Origin of the sequence: Devosia enhydra, from assembly GCF_900119845.1 — a bacterium.
Lineage (GTDB): Bacteria > Pseudomonadota > Alphaproteobacteria > Rhizobiales > Devosiaceae > FPKU01.
Genome location: NZ_FPKU01000002.1, coordinates 242,200 through 256,672 on the forward strand (window position 1 = coordinate 242,200; position 14,473 = coordinate 256,672).

Below are 14,473 nucleotides of genomic sequence, written 5' to 3' on the forward strand. Positions count from 1 at the left end.
TTAGGGTGATTTGCAGGAGTGTCCCGCCTTAAGGCCGGTCATTTACCGACACCGAAAATCAGAGTTCCATTTCTGATGATTGGAGATTAGTGTTTCAACTCGGGGGTGGGGCACATGAGTTCAGAGACAGTTACCAATAGTGCGTCGCTGGATTTCGCCGAGCGGCTGGCAATACATGCCGACATTGCGGCGAGCTTCACTTATGCATCTTACCAGAATGCAATTCCGGTCCTCCGCTCGATCCGGCTTGCCAATGCGACCGGCGGTAACCTTCAAAACCTTACACTCGATCTGACCGCCGACCCTGCCTTCCTCCGGCCCAAGACCTGGACGGTTGACCGCCTGCTGCAAGGCGACGAAATCTCCCTGAGCGACAGAAGGGTCGATCTCGATCCCGCCTATCTCGGCGGTCTCAATGAAGCCGAGCGCGGCCGCATTTCACTGGTCTTGAAGCGCGGCGCCGAAATTTTGGCTGAAGAGCGCGTGGATGTCCGCCTGCTTGCCCGCGACGAGTGGGGCGGCGTCCATGACATGGCGCAATTGCTGCCCGCTTTCGTCATGCCCAATGACCCGTCCAGCGCCGGCATTCTGCGTCAGGCCGCAGATCACCTCGCCGCACATGGACACAGTTCGGGCCTCGACGGCTATCAGAGCGGCAGCCCGCAGCGCGCCTTCCTCCTCACCGCAGCGATCTATTCCGCCATTACCGGCATGGGACTGCACTATGCCGAGCCGCCAACCAGCTTTGAACAGCGCGGCCAGAAGGTGCGCCGCCCTTCGACGATCGAAACCGAGCGGCTTGCGACCTGCCTCGACACCAGCCTGCTCTTCGCCGCGGCGCTGGAGGGCGCCGGGCTTTATCCAGTTGTCCTGCTGTTCAGGGATCACGCCGCCGTCGGCGTCTGGCTCACCAAGCGGACACTTTCGAGAAGCATCGAGCTCGACGCGATGGAGATCCGAAAGGCACTGGCGTCGCGCGAACTGCTGGTTTTCGAGACCACCGGCGTCTCTCACCGCCCCGCCATGCCGCTCGATGCCGCCCAGCGCCTGCTCGAACGCCGCCTCGACGGGGCCAATGCACAAGATTTCGTCGCCGCAATCGACGTCCACCGCGCCAGAAGTGGCGGCATCACCCCGCTGGCCTCGCACGAACCGCTGCGGCGCGCCACCAGCGATGACCTCACTCCCGTCAGTGCCCTGCCCCTGCCCGCTGCCCCCGATATCGGCACGGGCCCGGCCGAGATCGTCGAGATCAAGCCCACCACCGCAGCCGGCCGCATCGATCGCTGGCAGCGCAAGCTGCTCGACCTAACGCTTCGCAATCGCCTGCTCAATTTTGCCGAAGGCCGCAAGACCATCCCCTTCCTCTGCGCCGATGCGGCCGCGCTTGAGGATATCCTCGCTGGCGGCACGGCCATCCGCCTTATTTCGCTGCCCGAGCAAAATCCGCTGGGCGAACGCGATCCCGCGCTCTACCGCGAAGTGCATGGCAAGGACCTTCAGCAGGGCTTTGCCGCCGAGGCCCTGAAACGCGGCGAACTGCCCTCGCCCCTCTCGGGCCGCGACCTCGATTCGCGCCTCATCGAACTGCACCGACAGTCCAGGAACGATTTAGCCGAGGGCGGAGCCAATACGCTGTTTCTTGCCGTCGGCTTTCTGCGCTGGAAGAAGAAGACCGATGCTACCCGCTTCTACCGAGCTCCGTTGCTGCTCGTGCCCGTAAAGCTCGAACGCCGCAGCGCCAGCTCGGCCTTTTCACTACGCTTTCACGAGGATGAGCCGCGCTTCAACGCCACGCTGCTACAATTCCTCGAAGGCGAGTTCGACCTCCGGCTGCCGCAGTTCAATGGCGAACTGCCTATGGACGCCAATGGCGTCGACGTGCCGCGCCTCCTTACTGTGATGCGGCAGGCCGTACGCGATGTGCCCGGTATGGAAGTGGTGGACGAAACGGCGCTTTCCACTTTCTCCTTTGCCAAATTCCTGATGTGGAAGGATCTGGTCGAGCGCACCGAGGCCCTGCGTGAAAACCGCGTCGTTCGCCACCTGATCGACACGCCCGAACAGGCCTTCGCCGGCGCCGGCGAGCCCTTTGCCGGGGAAGCCAGCCTCGACAAGCGCCCGCCCGCCGATGTTGTCTCGCTGCTCCCCGCCGATTCCTCGCAGACAGCGGCCAGCCTCGCCGCAGCCGAGGGGCGCGACTTCGTCATCATCGGCCCGCCCGGCACCGGCAAGAGCCAGACCATCGCCAATATGATCGCCAATTGCCTGGCTACAGGCAAATCCGTTCTCTTCGTCGCCGAAAAGACCGCTGCGCTCGACGTGGTATATCGCCGCCTGCGCGAACATGGCCTTGGCGATCATTGCATCGAACTGCATTCCAGCAAGGCCGATCGCCGCAATTTCCTCGGCCAACTCAAGACCTCTTGGGAAAAGGGCACCAAGGCCAGCGACGACGAGTGGGTGCGGGTCAACGAAGAGCTCCGCCTGCGCCGCGACGAGCTCAACCGCTATGTCACCGCCCTGCACAAGACCTATCGCAATGGCCTGACGCCCTATGCCGCCCTGGGCTTGGCGCTCCGTGGGCAGAGCCAGATCGCGCCCAAACTCGCATGGTCCCATCTCGATGCCCACGATCACCTGCAGCGTCAGGATCTCGAACGTATGGCCGATGAAGTCGGCCTCGCCTTCCGCTCGATCGAGACACGCCCGGCGCTGCATCTGGTCGACCATGCCGAGTGGACCTCTGCCTGGCAGGCCGATCTCCTCGCCCGGGCCAGTGACCTCGGCGCCGCCAGCGATATCCTCGCCTCCAGCCTTGGTGCATTTCTCGGCGCCATCGGTTTCCAGCCGCGCTCCGATGCGCCTCTGGCTGACATTGCCGTGCTCGGGGAGATTGCCCATGTGCTGATCGACAGCACCGGCTACGACCTCACCCTCTTCCTAGATCCCGATCTCAATAATCTCCCCAAGGCCCTCGCCGCGCTCGAAGCCGACATCGCCGCCTACGCCGCTGCCCATGCTCTTCTCTCCGCTAACTACGACAACGCGGCAGTCCAGCGTGCCGACCTCGACACCATCGATGCGCAATGGCGAGAAGCGCAGGCTGCCTTCTGGCCCAAGGCCCAGCTCGACAAGCGCAAGGCTCAGAAACTGCTCCAGACGTTTGTCGAAAGCGGCACGGCCGATCCCGATACCGACCTGCCGGGTCTCCTGGCCATGCAGGCCAGGGCCCGCGCCATCGCAGCCAACCCGCTCGCCACCAAGCCCATCGGCTTTGCCGGGCTCGATACCGACACCAAACAGGTCGCCCATCTGTTGACCCTTGCCGGCCGGATGCGCCGTGTGCTCTCGCCCTTTGCCAGCGACGGCGAAGCCGTACGCACCATGATCCGTGCGCTCGACCAGACGCTCCGCTCCGGCGCCGAGGATCAGGCGCGGCAGACCGCGCGGCGCCTTGTCGTCTCACGCGCGGGCTTCGACACAGCCCTCGCGGCCTTTTCCGCCAGTGCCGGCAGCACTCCTTCGCTGAGCGGCCCCACCCCGCTGGGCGATCTGCAGGGCCTTCTCACCGAGCTGCCGCAGGTCGCACATCTGCTGCGCGACTGGACCAGTTGGTGCCGCTCGCGCCAGCAGGCCATCCAGCATGGCCTCGGGCCACTGGTCACCGATCTTGAAGCCGGCATGATCCAGCCCGACCAGGCCGCCACAGCCTTCAAGCTAGCCTATGCCCGTTGGTGGGCGCCGCTGGTGCTCGACACCGATCCGGTGTTGCGCGATTTCCGCCGTTTCCAGCACGAGCATGCCATCGCCGATTTCCGAGAGATCGACGACATAGTGCGCGCCCAGGCCACCCAGCGTGTGCTCCGTGCCATCACCCATGGCTTGCCAGCCATCCAGTCTGTGCCTCGCAATTCCGAACTCGGGTTGCTGCGCCACCAGATGGAACTGCAGCGCCCCAGCCGCTCGATCCGCGAGATGATCGGCGCCATGCCGGAAAATTTCGGCAAGCTGGCGCCCTGCATACTGATGTCCCCACTCTCCATCGCCCAATATCTGCCGCCCAATCAGTCGCTGTTCGACGTTGTCATTTTCGACGAAGCCTCGCAGATCACCACCTGGGATGCGGTCGGCGCCATTGCCCGCGCTCGCCAGACCATTGTCGTCGGCGACCCAAAACAGCTGCCGCCCACCAATTTCTTCGGCCGCAACGAGGAAGATGAAGAGGTCGCCGAGCACGAAAAGGACCTGGAAAGCATTCTCGACGAGGTGAAGGCTTCAGGCATTCCGGTGCGCGACCTGCGCTGGCACTATCGCAGCCGTAATGAATCGCTGATCGCCTTTTCGAACCACCATTACTATCAGAACCGCCTCGTCACCTTCCCCTCGCCCCACGTGGAAGACCGCGCGGTGCAGCTGCACAGGGTTGCCGGCACCTATGATCGCGGCAAAAGCCGCTCCAATCGCATCGAAGGCCAGGCCATTGTCGACGAGGCCGTTGGCCGGCTGCGCGCCTCGCTGGCGCTGCCCGAAGGGGAGCGCCCGACGCTGGGCGTCATCACCTTCAACGCCCAGCAGCAATCGCTGATCCAGGACTTGTTCGACGCCGCCCGGCGCGACCAGCCCGAGCTCGAATGGTTCTTCGCCGAAGATCGCATCGAACCGGTTATCGTCAAGAACCTCGAAAACGTGCAGGGCGACGAGCGCGACGTGATCCTCTTTTCGATCACCTTCTCCGAGGATGCTGCCGGAAAGCGCAGCATGGATTTCGGTGCCCTCAATCGCGACGGCGGCGAGCGCCGCCTCAATGTCGCCGTCACCCGCGCCCGCCAAGAACTGCTGGTCTTTTCCGGCTTCACCGCCGACCAGATCGACGTCAATCGCACCAAAGCGCTGGGTGTCAGGCACCTCAAAGCCTTCCTCGACTTTGCCGAGCGCGGCGCTATTGCCCTGCCGGCACAGGACAAAGGCTCGGTCGGGGCGCTGGAATCGCCTTTCGAGGAGGCCGTTGCCGCTCAGCTCGAAGCCCGCGGCTGGGAGATCGTGCCGCAGGTCGGCATTTCGGGCTTCCGTGTCGATATGGGCATTCGCGATCCCGATCGGTCCGGCACCTATCTCGCCGGCGTCGAATGCGACGGCGCCACCTACCATAGCTCCGCCACGGCGCGGGACCGCGACAAGGTGCGCGAGCAGGTGCTGCGCGGCCTGGGCTGGACCATTTTGCGCGTCTGGTCGACCGACTGGTGGTTTGACCCCGCTGGCGCCATTAAGCGCCTCCACACCGCACTGACCGAGCAGCTAGAAACCGTGCGCGCAAAGCGCGCCGAGACAGAGGCGGCGGACGCAGAAGCGGCCTCCACCCGCCATTGGGACATGGGCGAGGAGGTCGAAGCCGCAACCGAAACCGGCCTCAGCGAAGAGGCCGCACCGGCCTATATCATGCCCGAAGATGTGCTGCCGGAGGTTCCATCGGACCTGCCACCAATGGCGGCGCCCGAACCCATGCGGCTGATGGAAGCGGCGACGCCGGTCCAGCCGCCGGCCCCGGTGATCGCGCCCTCAGTGTCGCCGCCAAGTCCTGAGGTTGCGCGGTACCATATCACGGACCTCTCCGCTTTTCCCGCCAATCCCGACCGCTTCTACGAGTTCGACTATCGCGGCACGCTCAAATCCATGGTCGATGCGGTGATCGCGCAGGAAGCCCCACTGCGGGACGATGTCCTCGCTCAGCGCATTGCCCGCGCCCATGGCTGGCAGCGCACCGGCCAGCGCATCCGGGCGAGGATCGACATCTATCTGCGCGACGTTGACCGCACCGAGGAGAGCAGCGGCACCTTTCTGTGGCGGAAGGACAGTGTCACACCGCTCCTCGACTACCGCCCCCATGCCAACGAAGAATCCCGGCGCGGCATCGGCGACATTGCCATCGCCGAACTGGCATCGGTAGTCATTGCCCATCCCGATCTGTTCGACCAGCGCGATCCCGCGTCCGATTTAGCCCGTCTCCTCGGCGTCGAGCGCCTCGCGGCCAGTTCGCGCACAAGGCTCGACGAGGCTATCGCGCGCGCCCGCCAATCTATGCACAATTGAAGATCATGTTTCGCTTCATTCATTCCTCCGATCTGCATATCGGCAAACGCTTCGGCAATTTCCCGGAAGACCTGCGCGGCCGCCTGCGCGAGGCGCGTCATGGCGCCCTCGTCCGCCTTGCCCAGCAGGCCCGCGCCCATGGCGCCGGCACCGTGCTTTTGGCCGGCGACACCTTCGACACCGAAACGCCGACCCCGCAAATGCTGCATCACGCCATGCAGGAGATGCGGCAGGCGGAGGACCTGACCTGGGTCATCCTGCCCGGCAACCACGATTCCCTCCTGGCCGACGAACTCTGGCAGCGCGCTCGCGCCATCCTACCGCCCAATGTGATCCTGGCGCTGGAGCCAAAGCCGGTCGAGCTGGCCGCCAATGTCGTGCTGCTGCCCGCGCCCTGCACCACGCGTCGTCCCGGACGCGATCTCACCGACTGGATGACCGGCGCCACAACGCCCGAGGGCAGTTTGAGGCTGGCGCTCGCCCATGGCCCGGTGCTCGATTTTTCCGAGGACGGCGCCAAGGGCGATGTCATCGCGCCCAATCGGGCGGCATTGGCCGGTCTCGACTATCTGGCGCTAGGCGATTGGCACGGCCAGATGCGCCTTAATGAGCGCAGTTTTTACAGCGGCGCGCCCGAGCCGGATCGCTTCAAACATGCCCGGCCCGGCGAAGCGCTTCTGGTGTCCATCGCCGCCTCTGGCGCGGTGCCCGAAGTGTCTGCCGTCCCCACGGCCAGTTTCGCCTGGCAAACAAAGCCGCTCGAACTGCTGGGCGATGACGATGGCCTTGCAGCGCTCGACGCCCTTCTGCCACCGGCCGGCGATCGTCGCCAGACCCTGTTGCGCCTCAGCCTTTCAGGCCATGCCCGCATCGCCACGCGCACGGCACTGGCAGCGATGACCGAGGCCCTCACCCCCGAATTCGCCCATTTCGAAGTCGATGACGCAGCTTTGCTGACAGCCTGCGAGGCCAGCGACCTTGAACGCATCGATCATGCCGGGGCGCTTCGTCTCGCCGCCGAGGCCCTGCTGGCCGAAGGCGATGACGCTACCCGGTCGGCCGAAGATCGCGCCGTGGCCCAGGCGGCGCTCATGCGCCTCTTCACCTATTGCGCGGAGATCGACGCATGAAGCTCCGCGCCCTACGCCTCCACAATGTGAAGCGCTTCGCCGGTCGCGGCGTCGCAATCGAGAACATCGGCGACGGCGTCCGCCAATGAGTTCGGCAAGTCGACCTCCTTCGAGGCGCTGCACGCCCTGTTCTTCCAGCCCCATACCGGCACGCCGGGCAGCGTGCAGATGCTGCGCCCCTATGCGGGCGGCAATCCGCTGGTCGAGGCCGATATCGAAACCGAGGACGGCGCCTTTCGGCTCACCAAGCAATTTTACAGCGGCCGCCAGGCGCGCGTGACGGAGCTCCGTAGCGGCCGCCTCGTCGCCCAATCGGACGAAGCGGAAAAATTCATCGCCGATCTGACGCGCGGCGGCGCAGGCGGACCATCAGGCCTGCTCTGGGTGCGACAAGGCCTTACGGGCCTCGAAAAGCGCAGCAAGTCGGACGAGGAAAGCGATCGCCGCGTGCGCGAAACCCTGCTCTCCTCGGTGCAAGGCGAGGTCGAAGCGCTCACCGGCGGACGCCGCATGGCCGAAATTCTTGCCGCCTGCGAGGAAGCGCTTGCGCGCTTCGTCACAGCGGGCATGAAGCCAAAGGCTGGCGGTCCCTATCGCGAGGCGCTGGACGACTGCGAAGATTTGGAGGCACGCGAAAAGCAACTGGCCGCCGACTTCACCCTGCTGCGCGACGCTCTGGATCGTCGCCGCGCCGCCACGCGTCGACTGGCCGAGATCGAGGGCGCCAGACGAAGTGGCCGCGCGCGCAGAGGCCATTGCCACGGCCGAAGCCGCCTATCGCACCGCGCAATCGCATAGCGACGCCCTGCGCGCTGCCGAAGCCGATCTGGCTTTGGCGGAGGAGCAATATCGCACCGCCGCAGCAGCCCTCGGGAATTATGAAAATGCCCTCGCTCGCGCCAGCGTGGTCGAGCGGCAGTCCGGCCTCGCCATCCAGCGCCTGCAGCAGGCCGAGGCGCGTCACAATGAGGCGCTGGCGGAAAACGACCGCCTGCAGGCTGCCATGCAGGCGGCCGAAGCCGACGAGCGCACGGCGCGCGAGAACAAGTCCATGCTCGATGCCGCCGAGGCTGCCCGCGACGCCGCCGAGCGCTACGCCGTGGCAAGCGATCTGCTCGACCAGGCCGTGGCCATCCGCACCCGGATCGAGACCGGCGAAGCCCTGCTGGCCACCCTGCAGGTGTCGGAAAAAGCGATCGAGCAGTTGGAGGCTCTGGACATCGAGCTGGCGCGTCTCCACGCGCTGCAGTCGACCGCCCTGCCCAGCCTGCGCATGGCCTATGCCAATCCTGCCGATCCCCAGATTTCCCTTGCAGGCAAGGCGCTGACGCATGACAGCGACCAGGTTTTCAGCGGCACGATCGAACTCGACATCGGCCATCTCGGCCGCCTGACCATTCGCAGCCAGCACGTGGACGACGCGGCCGAGGCCATTACGCTGACAAAAGGCAAGATCCGTTCATTGCTCGCTGGTACTGGCGTCGGCAGCCTCGCCGCTGCCCGCCAGCGCCAGGCCAAGGCGCGTGAAAAGGCCAATGAACTGGTCCTCGAGCGCCAGATGCTCAAGCAGACCGCGCCCGAGGGTGTGGAAACCCTGCGGGAAACCGTCACTCGTCTCGATGCCCTGCGCGGCGACGCCCTCGAATTCAAATTCGACGCCAGCGCCATCATCGAGGGGTTGCGCCTCGCCGAAGCCCGGATCACCGCAAGCCGCAACGAAGCGCGCCAGGTGCTGCCGCTGGTCGAATCCACCCGCAAGGGTCTGGTTGATGCCCACGCCGCCCAGGCCGAAACGCATGGCGAATTGCGGGCTCTGGAAACCATCCTCGGCCCCGCCGACCAGCGCCAGTCGAAGCACCAGGCGCTCGCCGGCGCGGCCCATGCCAGCCGCGACCGCCGCGATGCCTCGGAAGCGTCGGTAGAGCCGCTGCGCGCCACCATCCAGGATCTGGCGGCGACCGAGCTGACCCTCAAACGCGTCCGCGCCGTCGCCCAGGCCGCCGATCAGGAGATCAAGCTCCACAGCCAGGAACTTGCCGATCTCAACGGCCAGATCCGCGTCCAGGCCAATAATGCTGTGGAGGAGACTTGGCTCGAAACCCAGGACATGCTCGCCGCTGCCCGGCAAAAGGCCCGGCGCTACGAGATCGAAGTCAAGACGCTCGACCGGCTCAGGCAGGCCTTAACCACCGCCCGCTCCTCCGCCCGCGATCTCTATTTGAAGCCCGTCATCACCGAGCTTCGCCCGCTCATCGGCCTGTTGTTTGACGACATCACCGTTGCCTTCTGATCTACGTCAACGGGCCAAATATCTAACGAATAAAAGGAAAGGCGACAGACTGAGATTGGGCGAGACGGGAACCTGGCAGCCTCTCTCTCCGCCATCCCTTTTCAGAACCTGCTGGTCTTTCTAAGGTTCTGACGTTTCCATGAGTTCTGGCGGCTCTGGTGGTGCACAACGGTGGTACTCATGGGCCCACGAATGTCCTCGCCTTGAAAGCATCCAAAGACCGGCGCCTCAGGCGCGGGCGGAAAGCGTAAGCCTCCGCTCTGCGTCATCCGCTTGGACACAAAGTGTGCTCCAGTCTGCCAAAGCGCTGAAGCCAGAGAATTATCGACAGAATTGGCCGATGTGTGGTTTGATCGAGAGGCGATAGCTCATTCGATTGCGTGACCCATGTCATCTTCCGACACTCTCATGCCGACCAAGGCCCCCAAGGTGTCGAGCAAGGCCACGACCACCACGATGGTCTATGACAAGATCCGCGCCGACATTCTCGCGGGCCGGCTCGAACCTGGTGCCAAAGTGCGCATCGAACAGCTCGGGCAGACCTATGCCACCTCGCAGAGCCCGATCCGCGAGGCCCTGAACCGGCTGGCGTCGGAGGGGCTGGTTCATCGGGAAGAGCAGCGGGGGTTCTTCATCACCCCCGTCAGCGCCGAAATCCTGCGCGATCTGGTCGACACCCGCTGCTGGGTCGAGGAGCGCGCGCTGCGCCAGTCGATCGCAAATCGCACGCCGGAATGGGAAGAGGGTCTGATCGTGGCGCTGCACTGGCTGTCGCGCTTCCCGCGCTACCTCAACCCGGAGCACACGCTGCTCAATCCGGAATGGGAAAAGCGGCACCGGATCTTCCATCAGTCACTGATCAGCGCCTGCGGCTCGCCGATCCTCTTGCAGCTCTGCCAGGATCTGCGCGACCGGTCCGATCGCTACCGGATCATTGCGGAGACTGCCCAGCCCGTGGTGCTCGAAAGTCGGCCCGACGATCACCGTGCCATTGCGGATGCAGCGCTCGAAGGCAATGCCGATCTGGCGGTCGATCAACTCGTGCGCCACTATCATCGCACGCTCGAGCTGATCGAGAGTCATTTCCTGGCCCCGCTCAGCGACGCCAGAAAACCACCTTCCGCTCGATCCAGCCCACGAGCACGAAAAGCGTCAGCCCGAAAAGGCTGAGATAGAAGATCAGCGAGAAGACCCGTGCCGTCGCCAGCTGGCCGGCGGCCACGCGGATGAGCTGCCCCATGCCTTCCCCGCCGCCCATGAACTCGCCGGCAATTGCCCCGGCCGTGACGCTGACGGCCGCAATCTTGAGCCCGGCAAAGAAATAGGGCAGCGCGATGGGCAGCTTGAGCCGCGTCAGCGTCTTGAGACGGCTCGCGCCCATCGAGCGGAACAGCATCTGGGCATTGGCATCAACCGCGGCCAGTCCTGCGGCTGTCGCGACCACGACCGGGAATGTCGCCATGAACGCAGCGAGCGCCACTTTGGAGGCGATGCCGAAGCCCAGCCACGCCACGAAAAGCGGCGCGAAGGCGATCTTGGGCATCGTGTCGATGGCCACGAGATAGGGCATCACGGCCCGCTCCCCGAACCGCGTCTCGCCCACGAGGATGCCGAGCGCGATCCCAAGACTGGTTGCGATGGCAAAACCGAGAAGCATTTCGCTGGCGGTGGTTGCGGCAGCCTTGAGCACATAGCCGCCGCTCAGGAGGTTCTGGCCGACAAACAGCAGGTCCGCGCCCGTCTCTGCCGGCGTCGGCAGAAGGATCGCAGGAACCGCGCCACTCATGCACAGGAGCTGCCAGGCGAGGACGAAGCCCACCAGCAGCGCGGCCATGCCGAGGCTGCGCGGAATGCGGTCGATCAGTGCGACATGCTCCACCCAGACGGTGTCGCTTCGAGCGGTATCAGGCGTGCTCACTTGAATGCCCCCGTATCGAGCCGCTCGCGGATGCGGCGGACATAGGCGCCGAATTCGGGGCTGTTGACCATGTCGAGTGTCCGGGGCCGTGGCAGGTCGATCGGCACGATTTCGGCGATCCGCCCCGGCCGCGCCGCCATGACATAGACGACATCCGAGAGGAGGACCGCCTCGTTGATCGAGTGCGTGACGAGGAAGGCCGTGGCTTCCCAGGCGGCGCACAGCCGCTGCAATTCCATGTTCATGAAGTCGCGCGTGATCTCGTCGAGCGCGCTGAACGGCTCGTCGAGCAGGAACACCACGGGCTCGGAGACCAGCATGCGGCAGATCGCGGCGCGTTGCGCCATGCCGCCGGACAGCTGGTCGGGATAGGAGGCCTCGAAGCCCTTGAGGCCGACGGTTTGGAGAAGGGTCATGGCCCTGGGGCGCGCCTCTCTCGCGGCCGCCTTGCCGTCGCGCACCTCGATGGGCAGCAGCACGTTCTGCAGGGTTGTGAGCCAGGGCAGGAGCGTGGCCTGCTGGAACATCATGCCGATATCAGCCCTCGGCCCGGTTACCGGGGTGCCATCGAGCGTGGCCCGGCCACCCGAGGGCGGGATCAGGCCGGCCATGATCTTGAGCAGCGTTGACTTGCCGCAGCCCGACGAGCCGATGACGGAAGCGAAGGTGCCCTTGCGCAGGACGAAGTCGACGCGTTCGAGGGCTGTGAGCCTCTGGCCGGCATAGGACTTGGTGATGCCGGCCAGCTCGTAGACGATCGGGGATGCTGCGGGTGGAGTGCCCGCAGCAGTGTTGGTGACCATGGTCAGTTCGCGTTCCACTCGTCGATGTAGTCGTTGGTGTAGGCGCGCGTGAGGTCGGGCAATGGGCCCTTGAGGCCGCCGCTGGCCACGATGCTCTCTTCCCAGCGCTTCCAGGCCGCAGGATCCTGGTAGCCCCAGCCCTTGGTGTCGTCGAGGCGCGAGATGTGGTCCTTGAAGACCCTGAAAAAGGCGCGCGCAAACTCCGGATCCTCGCCTTCGGCGGGGCTGACGGCGGCGATGTCGGCGAGAACCTTGTCCTCGTTGGCGTCATCCATGCCGAAGCGCACCGCCTGCACCCAGGCCTTTCCGAAACCGACGACCAGGTCACGGTTCTCCTCGGCCCAGGGGCGCATCACGGCGAGCCCGTTGCTGAAGAAGCCGGCAAATTCGGGCGGCGTGAGGTTGGTCAGCTCGACGCCCCGCATGCTCATGATCGCGGCGTCGTTGATGCCGGCGACGTAGGCGTCGATGTCATTGCGCGCCACAGCCGCGATGGCGAGCCCGCCATCGCCCACGGCGATGAGGTTGTAGTCGTCGGGTCCAAGGCCGGCGGAAGCCAGCACCGAGCGCGCAAAGCCGGCATCGGAGCCATCAGCGGTACCGGCCCCCACCGTCTTGCCCTTGAGATCGGCGAGGCTGGTGACATCGGAGCCTTCTGGCACCCCGATACGCCAGCCGTTCTTGGTCGAATGATTATACATGAAGACGATATCGACGCCGCGCTCCACTGCCGCGAGCGTCGGCGCCGGGCCGGGATTGCCGATCTGGGCCTGGCCCGCGGCCATCATCTGGATGACCTGCGCCGAACCGTCGACCACCTGGACTTCGACATCGAGGCCCTGTGCTGCAAAGAAGCCCTCTTCCATCGCGACGGCCAGGGGGAACACGTAAACGATGGATGGATTGGGTATGGCCACCGTCACCTTGGTGAGGTCCTGCGCCACTGCGCCGCCAGTGGCCGCCATGCTGACGGCCGCACAGGCCGCAAGGAAACTGCGTCTCGAAATCAACGGTGATCCTCCCTCTCCGTGCGCTGTCGAGAATGCTCTTCAGTCGCGTAAAAAATATAGGATCATGAAACCAAATCGGTCAATCGATAATCCGTCCTGCTGCGCGGCAAGCCTCCGTCGCATCGCCGAGGCGGCCGGAAACCGCGCGGAATGCCATGCAGAGTGCCCGCCTTTCTCCGTCCTGCGTCGCAAACTCGAAAGAAAGCCCGGCTTGCGTATGCTGAATCTTCATGTCTATTTTAGCCACAAATGAAAAATCGTCGATAATCGACGATGGTGTCCTTGGAGGGATGTGTCTCTTGAAACTCACCATGTTCACGACGGGCGGGGCTGCAAAGCTCGGGGTCATTCGCGATGATCACGTCGTCGAGGTCGGTCCGTTGTTCCCCGACGCGCCCACGGACCTGATGAGCCTGATTCTCGCCGGACCTTCGGTGCAGTCGCAGGTCGCCGCGCTCGCCGAAGCACCGCAGGGCGTGCCGCTTTCGAGCGTTACCCTCAGCCTGCTCATCCCGCGCCCCGGCAAGATCCTCTGCCTCGGCCTCAATTATGTGGAGCATGCGCGCGAGGGTGGTTCGGAGGTTCCCGATTATCCGGCGGTGTTCTCCAGGCTGCCCAGCAGCATGTTGCCGGCCAACGCGCCGATCCTCAAAACAGCGCTGTCGGACGAAATCGACTTCGAAGCCGAGTTGCTGGTCATTCTGGGGTCGGGCGGCAAGAACATCGCCGAGGACGAGGCTCTCTCGCATGTTTTCGGCTACACCGCCTTCAACGACGTGTCGGTGCGCGACTATCAGCGCCTGACGAGCCAGTGGACGGTGGGCAAGAATTTCGACGCCACCGGACCTTACGGGCCGGTCGTCGTAACGGCCGACGAATTGCCGGCCGGCGGGCGTGATCTGCGCCTCTGCTCGCGCCTCAATGGCAAGGTGATGCAGGATGCATCGACCTCGGACATGGTGTTTTCCGTAGCGCGCACGATTTCGATCCTGTCGCAGGCCATGACGCTCGAAGCCGGCGACCTCATCGCCACCGGCACGCCATCGGGTGTCGGCGCCTCGCGCCGGCCACAGGTCTTTTTGCGCGATGGCGACGTCATCGAGGTGGAGATCGAAGGGATCGGCACCTTGTCCAACCCGGTCGTGGCGGAGGCGAGGGCTTGAGCCGCTGAGCGGTTCGCGCCGCTGGTCGCACGCGAAGGCCGGCCTCGTTGCCATCGGGGCCGGCCCTTG

The 14,473-nt window shown here is 64.8% G+C and carries 9 protein-coding genes; 6 read left to right on the forward strand and 3 right to left on the reverse strand.

The window, feature by feature from the left end:
* Positions 1–114 precede the first annotated feature (114 nt).
* The 5 genes from BT183_RS10315 (at position 115) to BT183_RS10335 (ending at position 10,680) form a co-directional block, all read left to right on the forward strand.
* Positions 115–6,090 carry a DUF3320 domain-containing protein gene (locus tag BT183_RS10315; protein ID WP_072342428.1) on the forward strand — a complete coding sequence of 1,992 codons (5,976 nt, stop codon included), beginning with the start codon at positions 115–117 and terminating at the stop codon, positions 6,088–6,090.
* A gap of 5 nt (positions 6,091–6,095) precedes the next feature.
* Positions 6,096–7,220, forward strand: coding sequence for a metallophosphoesterase family protein (locus BT183_RS10320; protein ID WP_072344565.1), 1,125 nt, complete (start codon positions 6,096–6,098; stop codon positions 7,218–7,220).
* Positions 7,221–7,388: 168 nt separating this feature from the next.
* Positions 7,389–8,018, forward strand: coding sequence for a hypothetical protein (locus tag BT183_RS10325; protein WP_072342431.1), 630 nt, complete (start codon positions 7,389–7,391; stop codon positions 8,016–8,018).
* The gene (locus tag BT183_RS10330) at positions 7,954–9,510 is read left to right on the forward strand and encodes a coiled-coil domain-containing protein (RefSeq protein ID WP_072342432.1); all 1,557 of its coding nucleotides are present in this window, start codon (positions 7,954–7,956) and stop codon (positions 9,508–9,510) included. The genes BT183_RS10325 and BT183_RS10330 overlap by 65 nt, the downstream gene beginning before the upstream one ends.
* Positions 9,511–9,918: 408 nt before the next feature.
* Entirely contained in the window at positions 9,919–10,680 is a 762-nt protein-coding gene (locus tag BT183_RS10335) for a GntR family transcriptional regulator (RefSeq protein WP_072342435.1), read from the forward strand.
* On the opposite strand, the gene BT183_RS10340 is transcribed toward BT183_RS10335, so the two are convergent.
* From BT183_RS10340 to BT183_RS10350, 3 genes are read right to left on the reverse strand one after another with little or no spacing between them, the layout of a single operon-like run.
* Complete coding sequence (locus tag BT183_RS10340) at positions 10,607–11,428, reverse strand: ABC transporter permease (RefSeq protein ID WP_072342437.1); 822 nt, start codon at positions 11,426–11,428, stop codon at positions 10,607–10,609. The two genes, BT183_RS10335 and BT183_RS10340, sit on opposite strands and share 74 nt — an antisense overlap.
* Positions 11,425–12,249: an ABC transporter ATP-binding protein gene (locus BT183_RS10345; RefSeq protein ID WP_244545303.1), complete on the reverse strand. Its 825-nt coding sequence runs from the start codon at positions 12,247–12,249 to the stop codon at positions 11,425–11,427. The genes BT183_RS10340 and BT183_RS10345 overlap by 4 nt, the downstream gene beginning before the upstream one ends.
* Positions 12,234–13,196 (reverse strand): ABC transporter substrate-binding protein, encoded by a 963-nt coding sequence (locus BT183_RS10350; protein ID WP_084603441.1) that lies wholly within the window; start codon positions 13,194–13,196, stop codon positions 12,234–12,236. Before BT183_RS10350 ends, BT183_RS10345 begins: the two co-directional genes overlap by 16 nt.
* Before the next feature lie 344 nt (positions 13,197–13,540).
* On the opposite strand from BT183_RS10350, the gene BT183_RS10355 reads away from it, so the two are divergent.
* Positions 13,541–14,404, forward strand: coding sequence for a fumarylacetoacetate hydrolase family protein (locus tag BT183_RS10355; protein ID WP_072342439.1), 864 nt, complete (start codon positions 13,541–13,543; stop codon positions 14,402–14,404).
* Positions 14,405–14,473 lie beyond the last annotated feature (69 nt).

What these genes read in the sequence shown, in the direction of transcription:
- BT183_RS10325 (WP_072342431.1), top strand. Translation starts at nt 7,389, where the DNA reads ATGCTGCGCCCCTATGCGGGCGGCAATCCGCTGGTCGAGGCCGATATC.
- BT183_RS10335 (WP_072342435.1), top strand. Translation starts at nt 9,919, where the DNA reads ATGCCGACCAAGGCCCCCAAGGTGTCGAGCAAGGCCACGACCACCACG.
- BT183_RS10320 (WP_072344565.1), top strand. Translation starts at nt 6,096, where the DNA reads ATGTTTCGCTTCATTCATTCCTCCGATCTGCATATCGGCAAACGCTTC.
- BT183_RS10350 (WP_084603441.1), bottom strand. Translation starts at nt 13,196, where the DNA reads ATGGCGGCCACTGGCGGCGCAGTGGCGCAGGACCTCACCAAGGTGACG.
- BT183_RS10315 (WP_072342428.1), top strand. Translation starts at nt 115, where the DNA reads ATGAGTTCAGAGACAGTTACCAATAGTGCGTCGCTGGATTTCGCCGAG.